The organism is Collinsella sp. SGI.178, assembly GCF_050313495.1.
Taxonomy (GTDB): domain Bacteria; phylum Actinomycetota; class Coriobacteriia; order Coriobacteriales; family Coriobacteriaceae; genus Collinsella.
Window position 1 is genome coordinate 1 of sequence record NZ_JBNPLM010000020.1, and the last position, 15,217, is coordinate 15,217.

The 15,217-nt window shown below is 60.6% G+C and carries 15 protein-coding genes; 5 read left to right on the top strand and 10 right to left on the bottom strand.

Annotated elements, in window-relative coordinates:
- Positions 1 to 58: 58 nt before the first annotated feature.
- The 5 genes from ACQRAQ_RS06585 to ACQRAQ_RS06605 all read right to left on the bottom strand — a co-directional run bounded on the left by ACQRAQ_RS06585 (position 59) and on the right by ACQRAQ_RS06605 (position 5,770).
- Positions 59 to 2,011: a heavy metal translocating P-type ATPase gene (locus ACQRAQ_RS06585; protein WP_427794320.1), complete on the bottom strand. Its 1,953-nt coding sequence runs from the start codon at positions 2,009 to 2,011 to the stop codon at positions 59 to 61.
- 99 nt (positions 2,012 to 2,110) lie between these two features.
- Complete coding sequence (locus ACQRAQ_RS06590) at positions 2,111 to 2,329, bottom strand: cation transporter (RefSeq protein ID WP_195363207.1); 219 nt, start codon at positions 2,327 to 2,329, stop codon at positions 2,111 to 2,113.
- A gap of 63 nt (positions 2,330 to 2,392) precedes the next feature.
- On the bottom strand, positions 2,393 to 2,761 hold the full coding sequence (locus ACQRAQ_RS06595) for an ArsR/SmtB family transcription factor (protein ID WP_117794534.1): 369 nt from the start codon (positions 2,759 to 2,761) through the stop codon (positions 2,393 to 2,395).
- Between the two features lie 411 nt (positions 2,762 to 3,172).
- Complete coding sequence (locus tag ACQRAQ_RS06600) at positions 3,173 to 4,363, bottom strand: hypothetical protein (RefSeq protein ID WP_427794321.1); 1,191 nt, start codon at positions 4,361 to 4,363, stop codon at positions 3,173 to 3,175.
- Between the two features lie 438 nt (positions 4,364 to 4,801).
- Positions 4,802 to 5,770, bottom strand: coding sequence for a 3'-5' exonuclease (locus ACQRAQ_RS06605; protein WP_427794322.1), 969 nt, complete (start codon positions 5,768 to 5,770; stop codon positions 4,802 to 4,804).
- Positions 5,771 to 5,941: 171 nt separating this feature from the next.
- Between ACQRAQ_RS06605 and ACQRAQ_RS06610 the strand changes: the two genes are divergently transcribed.
- Positions 5,942 to 7,024: a putative manganese transporter gene (locus tag ACQRAQ_RS06610; protein WP_427794323.1), complete on the top strand. Its 1,083-nt coding sequence runs from the start codon at positions 5,942 to 5,944 to the stop codon at positions 7,022 to 7,024.
- Between the two features lie 132 nt (positions 7,025 to 7,156).
- On the opposite strand, the gene ACQRAQ_RS06615 is transcribed toward ACQRAQ_RS06610, so the two are convergent.
- Entirely contained in the window at positions 7,157 to 7,639 is a 483-nt protein-coding gene (locus ACQRAQ_RS06615; RefSeq protein ID WP_154515742.1) for a YaiI/YqxD family protein, read from the bottom strand.
- Entirely contained in the window at positions 7,640 to 8,242 is a 603-nt protein-coding gene (locus ACQRAQ_RS06620) for an HdeD family acid-resistance protein (RefSeq protein ID WP_118099399.1), read from the bottom strand.
- A 233-nt stretch (positions 8,243 to 8,475) separates the two neighbouring features.
- Between ACQRAQ_RS06620 and ACQRAQ_RS06625 the strand changes: the two genes are divergently transcribed.
- The 3 genes from ACQRAQ_RS06625 to ACQRAQ_RS06635 all read left to right on the top strand — a co-directional run bounded on the left by ACQRAQ_RS06625 (position 8,476) and on the right by ACQRAQ_RS06635 (position 10,423).
- Positions 8,476 to 9,147 (top strand): nitroreductase family protein, encoded by a 672-nt coding sequence (locus ACQRAQ_RS06625; protein ID WP_427794324.1) that lies wholly within the window; start codon positions 8,476 to 8,478, stop codon positions 9,145 to 9,147.
- Between the two features lie 80 nt (positions 9,148 to 9,227).
- Positions 9,228 to 9,770, top strand: coding sequence for a histidine phosphatase family protein (locus ACQRAQ_RS06630; RefSeq protein ID WP_427719554.1), 543 nt, complete (start codon positions 9,228 to 9,230; stop codon positions 9,768 to 9,770).
- A 17-nt stretch (positions 9,771 to 9,787) separates the two neighbouring features.
- Positions 9,788 to 10,423, top strand: coding sequence for a histidine phosphatase family protein (locus tag ACQRAQ_RS06635; protein ID WP_427794325.1), 636 nt, complete (start codon positions 9,788 to 9,790; stop codon positions 10,421 to 10,423).
- A gap of 127 nt (positions 10,424 to 10,550) precedes the next feature.
- On the opposite strand, the gene ACQRAQ_RS06640 is transcribed toward ACQRAQ_RS06635, so the two are convergent.
- Both ACQRAQ_RS06640 and ACQRAQ_RS06645 read right to left on the bottom strand, forming a co-directional pair.
- Complete coding sequence (locus ACQRAQ_RS06640; protein ID WP_427719552.1) at positions 10,551 to 11,228, bottom strand: DUF1015 family protein; 678 nt, start codon at positions 11,226 to 11,228, stop codon at positions 10,551 to 10,553.
- Between the two features lie 39 nt (positions 11,229 to 11,267).
- Complete coding sequence (locus ACQRAQ_RS06645; RefSeq protein ID WP_427794326.1) at positions 11,268 to 12,488, bottom strand: M20 family metallopeptidase; 1,221 nt, start codon at positions 12,486 to 12,488, stop codon at positions 11,268 to 11,270.
- A 223-nt stretch (positions 12,489 to 12,711) separates the two neighbouring features.
- Between ACQRAQ_RS06645 and ACQRAQ_RS06650 the strand changes: the two genes are divergently transcribed.
- Positions 12,712 to 13,692, top strand: coding sequence for a hypothetical protein (locus ACQRAQ_RS06650; protein ID WP_427794327.1), 981 nt, complete (start codon positions 12,712 to 12,714; stop codon positions 13,690 to 13,692).
- A 348-nt stretch (positions 13,693 to 14,040) separates the two neighbouring features.
- On the opposite strand, the gene ACQRAQ_RS06655 is transcribed toward ACQRAQ_RS06650, so the two are convergent.
- The gene (locus ACQRAQ_RS06655) at positions 14,041 to 15,204 is read right to left on the bottom strand and encodes a phosphoglycerate dehydrogenase (protein ID WP_427747440.1); all 1,164 of its coding nucleotides are present in this window, start codon (positions 15,202 to 15,204) and stop codon (positions 14,041 to 14,043) included.
- Positions 15,205 to 15,217 lie beyond the last annotated feature (13 nt).

Below are 15,217 nucleotides of genomic sequence, written 5' to 3' on the forward strand. Positions count from 1 at the left end.
GTTGGGGACGCCCCTTGCGCGTTGTGTGCCGCGTCGCCCGGCCGGAAAGCCACGTATGCTACAGGTTCTTGACACCCATCGCGCGCATGGCGTTCAGGATGGCGATGATCGCCACGCCCACGTCGCCGAACACGGCGAGCCACATGTTGGCAATGCCCAGTGCCGCAAGTACCAGAATCAGCATCTTAATACCCAGTGCAAAGATGATGTTCTGCCAAACAATCGTCATGGTCTTGCGAGCCACGCGGATCGCGCGGGAAATGTTGGACGGCTTGTCGTCCATGAGTACAACGTCGGCGGCCTCAATCGCGGCGTCGGAGCCCATGGCGCCCATGGCAATGCCCACATCGGCACGGGTGAGCACGGGCGCATCGTTGATACCGTCGCCCACAAAGGCGAGCTTGCCCTTGCCCGATTCGGTCGCCAGCAATGCCTCGACGCGCTCGACCTTGTCACCTGGCAGAAGCTGCGCGTGAAACTCATCGACTCCCAGCTGATTGGCCACGGCGGCGGCCACTTCCTCGCGGTCTCCCGTGAGCATGACGGTGCGCTTGACGCCGGCGGCGTGCAGCTCGCGAATCGTTTGCTCGGCATCGGCTTTGACGGTGTCGGCAATTACGATGTGACCGGCATAGACGTCATCGACCAGCACATGGAGGATAGTGCCGACGACCTCGCAATCGGGCGCTTCGATGCCGACCGCGGCGAGCATCTTGGCGTTGCCGACGACGACGTGCCTGCCGTCGATGTTCGCCGTCACGCCATGGCCCGCGTCGTTGGCGGAGTCGCATACACGCTTGGGGTCGAGTTCGCCCTGGAAGGCGGCGCGCACCGACTGCGCGATGGGGTGGTCGGAGAACGACTCGGCGAGGGTTGCGACTTCAAGCAGCGATTGCTCGGTATAGCCGCCCTCGGGGTGCACCGCGACGACCGAGAACGTGCCGTTGGTGAGCGTGCCGGTTTTGTCGAAGACGACGGTATCCACATCGGCGAGCGCCTCGAGGTAGTTGGAGCCTTTGATGAGAACTCCCAGCTTGGACGCGCCGCCGATGCCGCCAAAGAAGCTCAGCGGCACGCTAATTACGAGTGCGCACGGGCAGCTGACGACGAGGAAGGTCAGGCCGCGCAGGATCCAATCGGACCAAGCACCGGTCACCAGGCCGCCGCCGAGCGCGAGCACCGCTGCCGCGCCGGTAACGGCGGGCGTGTAGACGCGGGCGAACCGTGTGATGAAGTTTTCGGTGCGTGCTTTCTTCTCGCTGGCGTTTTCCACAAGCTCCAGGACGCGCGCGACGGTGGACTCGCCAAAGGGTTTGGTGGTGCGCACGCGGATAAGACCCGTCATGTTGATGCAGCCGCTGATGATATCGTCGCCGGTCTTGGCGGTACGGGGGACTGACTCGCCGGTGAGGGCGGCGGTGTCGAGCTGGGTTACGCCCTCGACGATAACGCCGTCGATGGGCACGCGCTCGCCGGGCTTGATGACAATGACGGTGCCGACGGCGATGTTATCGGGAAAGACCTGCTCGAGCGTGCCGTCAGCCTGCTCAACGTTGGCGTAATCGGGCGCGATGTCCATCATGGCGCTGATCGATTTGCGGCTCTTGCCCACGGCGTATGCCTGGAACAGCTCGCCGACCTGGTAGAACAACATAACGGCGGCGCCTTCGGCCATGTGCGGATCGGTATCGGGGAAGAGCACCATGGCAAACGCGCCGATGGTCGCGACAGCCATGAGGAAGCTCTCGTCGAATGCCTTGCCGCGGCGGATGTTGCTGAATGCCTTTTGGAGCACGTCGTAGCCGGCAATCAAAAACGGCACGAGGAACAGCACAAAGCTGGCGTAGATGTTGCCTGGGGTGCCGAATGCGGCGGTGAGGGCGCCGAGCTCATCGAGGGCGTACACCACGACAAAAATACCCAGCGCTACCAGGATGCGGTTGCGTTTATGCTCGAGTGACTCTTTTTTCTTGCGCTTCTTCTTTTTCTTCTTGGGGTCGGCGGTGGCCATGACTCGTATCCTCCCATTTGAATGTATGAACACCCGCTCATATAACATCGCGACAAAGGCCGCGACAAGCGCGGCCTTGCGTATCAGCGTATGCGCAGGCTAGAGAATGATCTCGCAGTCCGGCTCGGCGTCGGCGGTGAACTCCACGACGCGATCAAGGACCTCGTCGAACTCAGCGTCGTCGGCCTCAAGCGTCAGCTTCTGGGTCATAAAGTTGACCGAAACGGATTTGACGCCCTCGAGCTTGGCGAGTTCGTCCTGAAGCTTACGCGCACAGTTGGCGCAGTCGATCTCGTCGAGCTTGAACTGCTTTTTCATGATGGGTTCCTTTCCCTGTATTTGCGGCTTGGGTGCAGACCGCGCTGGCACCGTGGTTGGTCGCTATTCGCAGATGTGGCTCATGCCTTGGTTGAGCATGGTGTAGACATGATCGTCGGCGAGCGAGTAGAGGATGTTGCGCCCGTCGCGCCGGAATTTAACCAGGTGCGACTGTTTGAGCGTGCGCAGCTGGTGCGACACCGCGGACTGCGAGGTCGCAGTCGCCTCGGCGATGTCGGCCACGCAGAGTTCGCGGCCCATGAGAGCGTAGAGGATCTTGATACGCGTGGTGTCGCTGAAAACCTTGAACAAGTCGGCAAGGTCGTACAGCAGCTCCTCGTCGGGAAGGTCCTCGGGCGAGCAAGTGGTGGGGATGTCGGGCACGATGGTGGTGTCGATATCGGTCCTTATTTCATCGGCGTGTTCGCTCATTGCAATATCCTTTCATATGAACATGTGCTCATATAACTTACTTCCGAGTATATGAGCGCATGTTCATATGTCAATATAATTTGCGAAATTTTTTGCTGTCGATTGGCCCCAGAGGCGGCTAAGGGCATTGGTTGGTGCTGATAAGGCCGCCGATGCCAACGTGGGTACCCTAGCGACGTGCAAAAACGGGAGTTTTCAGCATCGACGAGGGGTTATTTATTGCATGATACGGCGTCGTTTGCCGCCACAGGGCTTTATTGGAGTGCAAATGGCAATAGATATTCCCCAGCTGTTGCCTAACTTACATCGAAAACAGCGGCTTCGGTGCAAAATGGGGCAATTCGGCCGCCCTCGGATACTCGGCTCTGCTGAAAACTCCCGTTTTTGCACGTCGCCGGGGCACCCACCCTGTCAGTCCGCCTCAGTTCTGGCCCCGTACACCCTGCCTTCGGGTGTGGAGGTGCTTGTTTGGGCGAACTCCGGGCAATCCAGCTCGATGACTTGCATGTCGTCGATGGCCGGGACATCGTTGATCGTCGGGTCGTCCAGCGAGATGCCCTCGAGCACTGCGCGCTCGAGCTCAAGTGCATTACCCTGCGCTGCGTCTTGACGGAGGAGCTCCTCAATACGCTTCTTTTCCTCGATAAATCTCCTGAGCACAAATTGTCGCAGCTCTTCTTGCTTGATTGCGAAATCTTTGGGCAGGCGCGATGGGCGAATGCCCTCCTTTCGCTGGATTGCCTCCATAACCCTGGCGAAGGCGCTGGCGTGCATAAAGGAATAGCGACTGACGGTAATGATTCCGTAGCCCATGGACGCCAGCGCGTTCTTGCGCTCTTCGTCAATGGCGCGGTCTTCTTCGGCATCGTGCTGAAATCCGTTGTATTCGATGTCGGTTCGGGACCGCTTGAGATATGCATCCATATAGAACTTTTCGCGCCGCGTGAGATTCTTTGCAGCAGCTGTGACCTTTACTTCGTAGTCGGTCTCGATCTCGCTAATGCCAAGACCGCCCTCGCGCCTGGGTAGCGTGAGCATCATGACAAACGCCGTTTCCATCGGCGATCGGCATCCGTCCCGCACGCATTGGATGGCTTTTCGGGCAAGTTCGAGGCCCTTGCAGTCGATAAGGGAGTTAAAGAAATGTTTAAGGCTCGAAGTCGAGGTGAGCGCGAAGCGCTCGGTATAGGATGTTGAGGCATCGTGCCCAAGGGAATAGGCTCCACACAGTTCGAAGTAGTACTCCACAAGTTCACGAAAGGGAAGATAGGTTGCGGCCTGAAGCGCGCAGAGTTCGACGCCGACAATATAGATGTCGTCGGCAAGCTTGATAAAGCGCGAGCCCGCGAATCGCTTGGATGATACGTGGCACTTGCAGCCCGTCATGCTGCGCACGTTTGCGCGCTCGAACACCGTTGTATCGAGCGGCGCGCCGTCATCAAGAGCTACGTTGTGCCTGGCGAGCCAGTCGGCGGCAGAGTCGAGCAGCTCCTTGCTGGGGCGCGCCCCGTAGATCTTGGCAGGGCTGCAGGGCTCGGTGCCAATTGCGGATACCGAGTATGCGGCTTGGTAGACCGCTTTTGCCGTGTTATGTGAAAGCACGATACTCATACAGATAGCATGGCAGACCAGGCGGCGGGGCTCGCAATGAATGCCAAGGCAAAATGGCGCGGCATAACAAAAGCTGTCCAAGCGCTTGACGCCAATGATGGAGAAAGATGCTATTTGGAGCATTGTCGCAGCTCGCTGACTACGCAGACCTCCACAACTGATGCTGGTCAGCATCGTTTTGATGCAAAGACGGCGTCAACAAAAATGTGCAATTTGGCTTGAACATGAGCAGATGAAGTTCTTGGTTATGCGGCGGCTAGACATCGGGGGCTGGAGGGCCATGTTGTACGGCGCGAAAAACAGGCCGATATCCGCTTGGATATCGGCCCGTATTGCGTCGCTTGAGGGGGGCGCCTCGGCGTGTCGCTTTTGCGCGGGGCGCTATGGTCCGGCAAGTATTGCTCGCGAATGGCGCCTCTGCTTGGCAATCTACTCGGCAAACAGGTTCTTGAGGTTGAACTCGGCCTGCACCGTCCGGAGCATGAGGTCGGTGTCGTCGAGGCCCAGGTGCTGCTCGTTGGCGTCGGGCGCGAGGGTGCCGCGACGGCGTGCCCAGTTCTCGAGTGCGGCGGGTGCGGACTCGCGGGGGAGCGAGCGCACGTCGGCGTCCAGGCTGCGGCAGATCTGGCGCGAGTCGATGACGATAATCTTGCCGGCTCGGCGCGCCTCGGCATAGCCGTCCAGATGGATCTTGAACCAGCTGTCCTCAAAGGCGGCGTTGTGCGCCATGTACGGGTATTTCTTCATGAGCTTGAGCAGCTGCTTTTGCAGCTCCTTGTTCTCGCGGAAGGGCATTTTGCCGTCGATGTCGTCCCAGGTGATGTGATGGATATTCGACAGCGGCACATCTTCGCCGCGGTAGATATCGGGCAGGCCGCAGTAGTGTGCCTCGGCGTCGTGCGGGACGGCGTCGCTGGTGAGCTCCATGATCTCCCAGCCCACGTTGATGATGTAGCCGCGCTCGGGTGCACGGCCGGTGGTCTCGATGTCGATGCCGAGCACCGTGCCCTGGATGGGCTTGCGGGCGTACGCCACGCCGAGCGCATCGCGGTCGCCGCGGATCTCGCGCATGACGGACGCGGCGGTTCGCTTTTGCATCTTGCCGATGGCGGCACAGGTATCGGCGTCGGACAGGCCGCGCGAAAGCGTCGCGGGCGTCACGTTGCGCAGGCGCGCCTCGCCAATCTGGTCGCATAGGTCGCGGTTGCGGTCGGCCAGGTCGCGCACGGTGGCAAAGTCGAAGCCAGGGTCGCCCTCGGCGGTAAAGTACTCGGTCTCGAGAACCTTGAGGGCCTCTTCGCCTTTTTGACGCTCGGATTCCATGGCGGCGTGATCGCCATAGATGAACATGGGGATAAACGGCTGGCGCTCGTATTCGAGTGCTTGCGAAACGTTCATATACTGCTCCTTGGACGGGCCGCGTCGTGCGGCTCGGGGTCATTGAGATGTGGCGAGATGATAGTTTACCACATGCAACTATTGGCATCACGCCTAGGACAACTACAATACCCTAGTTGACCGCTAGGACTTTTACAATGCTGCCGAAAGACACGAAAGGTTCCATCCGTCATGGATTTGCTGATTGATATTTTGCTCGACGCCGGCAAGGACACGCTCTCGCTGGTGCCGTTCTTGTTGGTGACATATCTGGCCCTCGAGACGTTAGAGCATGTGGCAGGCGATCGCGTCAACGGCGCCATCAAGCGTGCCGGCGCCGCTGGCCCCGTGGTTGGCTCGTTGCTGGGCATGGTGCCGCAGTGTGGCTTTTCGGCGATGGCGGCAACGCTGTACGCCGGTCGCGTCGTGACGTTGGGCACCCTGGTGGCGGTGTTTCTCTCGACCTCCGACGAGATGCTGCCACTGCTGCTTGCCGAGCAGGTTCCCGTGCAGACTATGGCGATGCTTTTGGCTTCGAAGGCGCTGATCGCGCTGGTCACGGGCTTTATCGTGGATGCCGTCATTCGCGGCCTGCGTCGCAACGCCCGTGCTCATGCGGCGATCCGCCGTACCGTGTTGGGAACCGCTGCCAATCCGGCGCACGTTAACTGCGCGCATGACGATCACAGCGGCGGTGACATCATCGACGAGGTGGCCGAGGCGGGCGTGAGCGCCGACCACATCCATGAGCTGTGCGAGCGCGACCATTGCGGTTGTGATGAAGACGAGGATGAGCGTGACCACGGACATGGCCACGACCACGGACACGAGGGCGAGCACGAACACCACCACGGTCACTCCCACTCACACAAAGGCGCGCCTGTCCTGTCGATTATCCGCAGCGCGATCTCGCACACCGTACAGGTTTCGGTATTCATTTTCCTGGTGACGCTGATTCTGGTCGCCGTGCTCGAGACCTTCGGCGAGTCCGCGATCGAGCAGTTCCTGCGTGGCAACGAGACGCTCGCTGTCCTGGGTTCGGCGCTTGTCGGCCTCATTCCCAACTGCTCGGCGAGCGTGGTCATTACGCAGCTGTATCTGGAAGGCGCGCTGCAGCTGGCACCGATGCTCGCCGGTACACTCATTTCTGCCGGCGTGGGTTACCTGGTGCTGTTCCGCACCAACCGCAGCGCTCGCGAAAACTCCGTGTTCCTGGTCATGATGTACGTCATCGGCGCGGGCTGGGGTCTTATCCTTTCCGCCTTTGGCCTCTAAGTAGATGTTTGAGGTATCCCGTAAAAACTGGGGCATGCCTCAAACATCTACCGCCATGACCGGCGTTGGATGCGCGCCAATCGCCAAAACAAAAAGGTAGATTTTTAGGCATGTCCCAAAAATCTACCTTGGTTAGCGCAGCAGGTCGGTGAGGTTGCGCTTAAAGCGGGCGCGGTCTTCGCTGGTGAAGGCTGCCGGTCCACGGGTGCGACCGCCGGCGCGGCGCACCTTCTTTTCTTCGTGACGAATAAACAGCTGCATATCGATGGTGGCTTTGTCGTACACGCGCCCGCGCACGCCGATGGCGGCGGCATCGCGACCGAGCACCATGCTGGCCAGGCCAATGTCCTGTGTCACGACCACATCGCCTGCCTGCAGACGCTCGATAATGGCAAAGTCGGCGCTATCGGCGCCTACGCTCACGTCGAGCGTTGTGACCCAAAAGCCACGTCGCGCGTGCTCGGCATCGCGCGGGTCGTCACGGCGAATGTGCCGCTCCAGGTTTTGCGTGCTGTTGCCGGCGACAACCACGGCAACACCCGCCCGTCGCGCGCAGTCGATCGACTCACGCGTGACCGGGCAGGCGTCGGCATCAATAAACAGCGTTCGCGGCATCTAGTGCACCAGCTTGCCAAAGCGGATAGCGCGAATAACCAGCGTCACGCCAAACACCAGGAGTGCAGCGCCGGTAAAGATGACGAGCATCTTTGCCGACCACAGCGGATAGATGAACACGAACACGCCGGCGATGATGGAGAGCGCGCCGCTCAGGATGGCGAGGGCGCGGTTGGAAGAAAGCTCGGACTCCAGAATCGACATGATGCCCTCGACAATCCAGCCAAAGCCGGCCACGACCACCACAAGCGTGCTGAGCGTCGCGGTCGAAAGCGCCTGGTTGCGCAGGATCACCACGCCGCCCAAGATGATGAGCAGGTTGGCGAGGATGCTCGTGACGCGCCAGCCGGCGGGCAGCAGCGGCTCAAAAATGGCGGTGAACAGCCTGACGCCAGCCGTGATCACAAAGTAGAAGCCCAGTACGGTCGTCAAAAAGACGAGGGTCTTAGCGGGTGCAAACAGCAGCGCGATGCCGGCGATGAGCGCGATGACACCCGTGGCGGCGTAGATCCAGCGCACGGCTTTAATCGCCTTGCCTGCCATGCTTTTCTCGTCAAATCCAAACAGACTCGATTGTTGGTCGTCATTCTTAAAGATGCCCATGAGGCCTCCTTTCCGTACGGCGTAAGCCGTGATCGTTACAACCAGTATCGCCTAAAGGAGCTGGCGTATGGGCCGGAGAGGGCGAAACGCAACTCAAAGGCCCCGATTTGTTTCCGTTGTTCCCCACGTTGCGATTTTCTATTCAACAGGTGTAGAACATTGCAGCTCTGTTCGTTATTGCCTGCGTTTTAGGTTAGATTTTCCTAAGAACAATTGGCTTTTTGGGGGTCCCTATGAACGAAGCAGTTCCCGTGGTGCCGTTGAGCGCCGAGTCGATGGCAAAGCAGGGTTGCGAAAAGCTTGGCCTGGATGCGTTTGATGCGCTGGTCCGCCGCGCCCGCACATGCCGCCGTTTTGACGAGTCCATGCGCGTGCCGCGCGAGTTTTTGCTCGAGCTGGCAGAGCTGGCGCACCTGGTCCCCTGTGGCGCCAATGCTCAGCGCTTGCGTTTTCATGTGGTGAGCGGTGCCGAGGACTGCGCTCGCGTGTTTGACGAGCTCGCATGGGCCGGGGCGCTCAAGGACTGGCCGGGTCCTGTCGAGGGCGAGCGTCCGACCGGCTACATTGCAATTCTTGCCGAGCGCACCGTTCCCGGCAAGCCCGCCGCGCCTATCACCGAGGTCGACACGGGCATCGCGGCTCAGACGATGATGCTCGCCGCGCGCAGCGCAACGCCCGAGGTGGCGGCTTGCATGTTCAAGGCCTTTACGCCCCGCGCGATCGATGCGATGGGGCTCGATAACGACAAGTACGAGCTCAAGCTGATCATGGCTTTTGGCGTGCCGGCCGAGACCCAGGTTATCGACGCGATCGATTCCAACCCCGACGGTTCTATTAATTACTGGCGCGACGAGGCGCAGGTGCATCACGTGCCCAAGCGTCCGCTTGCCGACGTGCTGGTGTAGTTGCGTCGTTGCGGCGCGATCCGGCGGCAAACCACCACAAAGGTGCCTGTCCCCTTTGTGGTGGTGCGAGGGGAGGGCGTGTGTCCGATCTGTATTTGGTTCGGCATGGGCAGACCGAGCTTAACGTGCAGAACATTTTGCAGGGCTGGCAAGACTCGCCGCTCACGGAGCGCGGGCGCGAGCAGGCACTGGCGACGCGCGCGGCGTTTGAGGCGCGCGGTATCTCCTTTGACCACGCGTATTCGTCTCCGTTGGGTCGGGCGCGCCACACGGCCGAGCTGATCGTTGGCGAGGATCTTCCCATAGAGCCGGTCGATGATTTGCGCGAGTGGCGCCTGGGCACGCTGGAGGGCACATCAAATCGCGATATGCCGCCGCAGCCCTGGGGCGATTATCCGGTGGCCTTTGGTGGCGAGTCGGAAGGCGAGCTTCGGGCGCGCATGGTCGCGGCGCTGTCCCGTATTATGGCCCGACCGCAGCACGATCGTGTGCTTGCGGTCTCTCATGGCTCTGCCTGCCAGGAGTTTCTTAGATACGTGACCGGCGGGGGAGAGCAGCCCGACAACGGTGCCGTGCTTCATTTTGGCTATTGCGACGGGGCGTTTTCGCTCCTTGATTGGTAACGAACGAAAGGACCCCTATGAACAAAGATCTGTATCTGGTCCGTCATGGACAGACAATATTCAACCTTAAACGCATTATTCAGGGATGGAGCGATTCGCCGCTCACGCAGTTGGGCTGCGAGCAGGCGGCGCGTGCCGGTATGTTCTTGCGTGCGCGTGGCGTTGAGCCCGATCACGCCTACACCTCGACGCTGCACCGCACCGAGCAGACTATCGCCAACCTGTGGCCGGGCCTTGCCTACGAGCGTCTGGATGGCCTGCGCGAGTGGTTCTTTGGCGACTTTGAGGCCGAGCGCGTGATGCTGATGCCCGAGCGTCCGTGGCGTGACTTTTATCGTCAGTTTGGCGGTGAGGGCCAGATGCAGGTACGTGAGCGCATGGTGACGACGTTGACCGATCTTATGCGACGCCCGGACCATTCGTGCGTGCTCGCGGTGAGCCATGCCTCGGCCATCAAGGAGTTTTTGGACCACTCTAGGGGAGCGGAGGCCGACGAGCGCGAGCGCGTGCCGGGCAACTGCTCGGTTCTGCATTTTGCGTTTGACGACGAATCCGATACGTTTGAACTGGTCGAAGTCTTTACGCAGGAGGATTACGCGCGTGAGCTGGGGCTAGAGCCGCTCGTGGCGGCAGCGGGCCCGCAGCGTGGGTAGCGCGGGCGCGGCGATTCGGATCGCCGACATAATTGCTCGATGCGAAGGGGGCGGAGGTGCATGCGCATGTATCCCCGCCCCTTGCTTGTTGAGCTGCCGAGTCTTTGTGCTGGGCGTTTAGGCCCCGTTAGAACCGTGCGATCTGGTGGGTGAGCAGACCCGTCGGAACCTGCGGCGCGCCGCCGCTGACCTGCGCGGCGGGGAACAGCACGGCCACGGAAAAGTTGAACGGCTCTTTGCCCGTGTAGGTGCCGGCTGCGCGGGCCTCATCGGCCAGCAGCTGCGCCGCCCCTGCCAGCGCGGCAGCGTAGGCGGGGTCGTCGGCCAGTGCCGGCTCCGGTGCCTGATCGAGCATGGCTCGGATGGCGGCAACGGCGTCCTCGCGCTTGACTTCCCATACGCGATGCGTAATGCCTGCGGGATCGGTGACGGCGTAGAGCGATGCGCCCTCTTTGGCGGCGCCAAGGATGATATCCATGACGGGCGAGGCTTCGTAGGCGAGCGACACGGGGCGCGGCTGCACCTTGAGCTCGGCGATTGTACGGGCGGCGGCCGCATCTGCGGAAGCTGCGTCGTCGCCCGTCAGTACGCCGACCGGGCAAATTGCCACAACGCCCGTCACGCGCCCTGGCTCTCCGGAGCATTCGTACACGTAATACGCCGCACCCGGATCCTTGAGCATGAGCCCATCGGCAATCGCACCGCGCAGGGCGTCGTTGCCGCTCAGGATGTCGCCCATCTGCGGCAGCGCCTCGAGCACACGGTCCTGAGCCGGGCGGATGCAGGGAAACGGAAGAGCTTTCATGGACAGTCCTAACGCGCGAGTCGGTTTGTTTGCGGCTTATTATGCCCCAACTTGGCTATTCGCGCCCCAGAGCGTGTTGTTGGCGAGCGCGATCAGCACCCGCTGGCATCGAACGATGTCGGCGTGGGGCACATGCTCGTTTGGCTTGTGTGCGAGCGCCAACGAGCCGGGGCCATAGCTCATGCAGTTGCGGTTACCCGTCTTGCCGGCAATGACGGCAGTGTCGGTGTAACCGGTAAAGAAGCCGACAGTCGCGTCCGCGCCTGTCACGTCATCGGCGGCACGCTTGAGCGCGGCTAGAAGGGGAGAGACCGGATCGCGCTCGATGGCGGGTCGGTCGCCTGTCACGGTATAGCTTCCATGGCAACCGGGGACTGTGGCTTCGGCGTCGGCGATGGCCTGCTCTACCATGCGCGTCGCGGCGGCCGTATCGGTCGGCGGCGTCAGGCGCATATCGACCCAGACCTTGGCACGGTCGGGCACGACATAGGGGCGATAGCCGCCCTCGATCTGTCCAAACGTGATGGTCGAAGGACCCAGCTCATCATGCACGGGCAGCGCCGCGAACGCATGGCGCAGCGCACAGACGGCCTCGGCCATGGCGGCGACGGCATCCGCTCCCTTCCAGGGCTGGCTCGCATGCGCCGTGACGCCGGTCATCTCGATCTCGAACCACGTGCGACCCTTGTGCGCCACCTGAATCTGTCCGTCGGTGGGCTCGGTGTCCAGCACCCATTCGCGCGAGCCGACCCAGCCGGCATCGATGGCGGCCTCGGAGCCGCGCATAAAGTCCTCTTCGTCGACTGAGCAAATAAGCGAGAAGCCGCGGTGGGGCAGCTCACCATCCGCCGCCACGCGCTCGAGCGTATGGACCAGTGCGGCAATGGCGCAGGCCAGACCGCCCTTCATGTCGCAGGCGCCCCGGCCATAGAGTTTGTCGTCTCGCACGGTCGCCCCGAGTGGCGGTGTGTCCGCGTTCCAGCCATCTCCTAGGGTGACGGTGTCCATATGGCAGATATAGACCAGCCGCGGCTCGTCGCTCACACCCGGTACGGTGACCATAAGGTTGCGGCGCCCGGGGAGTACTTCGAGCTCTGCAATCTGCACGGCATCGAGCGCAGGACTATCAAGCTGCGCCAGCTGCTGTTCAATGAGCCTCTTAATGAAGTGTTCGATCTCGCCTTCGTAGGCGCCCGGGTCCGAGCTATCAATCTTCACGAGCTCCTGCGTAAGCCGCCAGGCAAAGTTCTCATCAACCATATGCAACCTCACAATCAGTTTGTTTCCAAAACCGATTGTAAGCCACCTGGAAAATTCGCGACGTGTGCGTAGCAGTATTAACCGTTCACAGGCCGAGCCATCGCGTTTGGCGTCCGGGCAGGCTCGCAAACGACGCAATGGGTACGTATCCTTCATGGACGACATGCTGTGCGACATATCTGCCTTTCGGTATCACCGGATACCTCCACAGGTCTTGGCAATAATGCCGGATCTGCCCGATTCTGTGGACGATCCGCGCAGGGAGCATCTTTGTGAGCACCCGCTCGTCAAGTATTTCCTGGGCACTCCGTTACACGTGTTGGCGCAGGGCCTCTGCGGGCGTAAGGGCGGCCGCATTGTCAGGCATGTTTGGAACGGGGAGAGGCCGTTTGGCTCCGTGCGACAGACAGAGTTTGGCCTTGATGTTGCGTCCCCGCTCTTTACCCTGCTGACCATGGCTTCCTCGGTCTCAAATGAGCGCCTGATCATGTGCATGTATGAGATGTGCGGCACCTTTGCCGTGTGCAAGATTGCGTCTCAGGTAAAGTCGGCGCTTGAGCAGGCGTATGGGAGCCGGTGGGGTGACGCACGGTCGGGCTGGGAAAACGTAAAGGATACCTCGGGGAATCCAACGGACCTGTGGAAGCGACCTCCCTTGATTGAGCTCTCTGAACTTACAGAATTCGCCAATAAGATCCAGGGGCTCCGCGGTGCTAAATCGTTAACGCGTGCCGCGAAATGCATTACGGGGGTTGTGGCATCGCCGCTCGAGGTCCAGGCTTCGATGCTGTTTGGCCTTACGAGGTTGCGCGGCGGCGAAGGGCTGCGCCTTACCAATAACGTTGAGATTCGCATGACGCGCAGCGCCCGCCTGATTTCGGGGCTTGATAGGCGCTACGCCGATATCTTGCTGTCAAATAAGGACGGCAGCCGAGAGTGCCTGGTTGAATGTCAAGGTAAAGCCATTCACGGATCCATAGAATCCAAGATCTCGGACTCCGATCGAACGACGGCCCTTCAAGCGATGGGATATCCTGTCGTTCTGATGACCTATGGTCAGCTGGTCGACTCCGATGCCTTCCGCGTGGTGATGGAACTCATCATGTCCTATCTCGATGTGCCGTTGAAAGACAAGACACCGCGGCAGCAGGAGCTCGAACGGCGGCTTCGTGAGGAGATTTTTATCGATTGGGCGGGAATGTAGCCGTGCGGGTGGAAAACGGTCGCGTGAGCTAGGGTTTGGTCACGAAAAGGCTTCAGTTGCTCTTTGAAATAGGCTTTAAAAACGCTACCCAGAACAAGTTATTTCGGAAAATGGACAGTCAACTTAAATTTGGCATATAGAGATCGATTTTTACCTACTAAAGTCCCTGATAAAGCTGTTTATCAGAGCAGGTGCGCTCAGTGATTTAGGCATGACTGTCGATTATCCGAAAAAACTTGTTCTTGGTATCATTTACAAAACCAGCCGCAGCAACGAAATCGGTCCCCGTTTCGCGAAAACGGGGACCGAATGAGCTTCATTGCCTGTCTGGCAGGCTTGGCGCCGACGCTACTTGATCACGCGTACGCGATACATCGACGGAATCTGCTTGAGCGCCTCGATGGTGCTGCTATCTAGGTGCTCGTCCGTGTCGAACATGGTGTAGGCGTTCTCGCCGGCGGACTCGTTGGTCATACGCTGCACGTTGGCGTTGTCCTTGGCCAGGATTGCCGTGATCTGGCCGATCATGTTGGGCACGTTGGCATGCAGGCAGGCGATGCGGCTTGCGGCGCGCGCCTTGCCCATGCTGCAGGCGGGGTAGTTGACGCTGTGCGCGATGTTGCCGTTCTCCAGGTAATCCTTGAGCTCGCTGATGGCCATATCGGCGCAGTTGGCCTCGGCCTCGCCAGTGCCGGCGCCCGAGTGCGTGGTGATAAACGTATTGGGCATCTTGACGGTCTTGGGCGTGGCAAAGTCGCAGCTAAACCAGCTCAGCTTGCCCTCGCGCAGGGCGGCGTCAACGGCGTCCTCGTCAATGATGGTCTCGCGCGCGTAGTTGATGAGCACGGCGCCCGGGGCCAGCAGGTCGATCTGCTCGGTACTGATCATGCCGATGGTGTCGGCCTTGCTGGGCACGTGCACGGTGAGGTAGTCGCAGCCGCGGCAGAGGTCCTCGAGCGTGCCCACGCGCTGCACCTCGCGGCTCAGCACCCACGCGTGCTCGACGGAAATGAACGGATCGTAGCCGTAGACGTCCATGCCCAGATCGACGCAGGCGTTGGCGACCTTGGAACCCACGTTGCCCAGGCCGATGACACCGATGCGCTTGCCCTTGAGCTCACGGCCCACAAAGGCCTTCTTGGCCTTCTCGGCGTCGACCTGAATCTCGGGGTCGTCGGCGTTGTCGCGCACCCAGTTCATCGACTGCACCACGCCGCGGCTCGAGAGCACCAGCATGCCCAGGACGAGCTCCTTGACGGCGTTGCTGTTGGCACCGGGGGAGTTAAAGACGACGACGCCCTTCTTGGCGTACTCCTCGACGGGGATGTTGTTGACGCCGGCGCCGCAGCGGGCGATGGCGCGGATGCCCTCGGGCAGCTCGTAGCCGTGCAGGTCGGTGGAGCGCATCAGGATGGCGTCGGCCTCCTCGGCGGTGCCCACAAACTCGTAGCCCTCGCCAAACTCGACCTTGCCGTCTTTGGTTATGTCGTCGATGGTTTTGATCTTGCGCATGAAAAACTCCTTA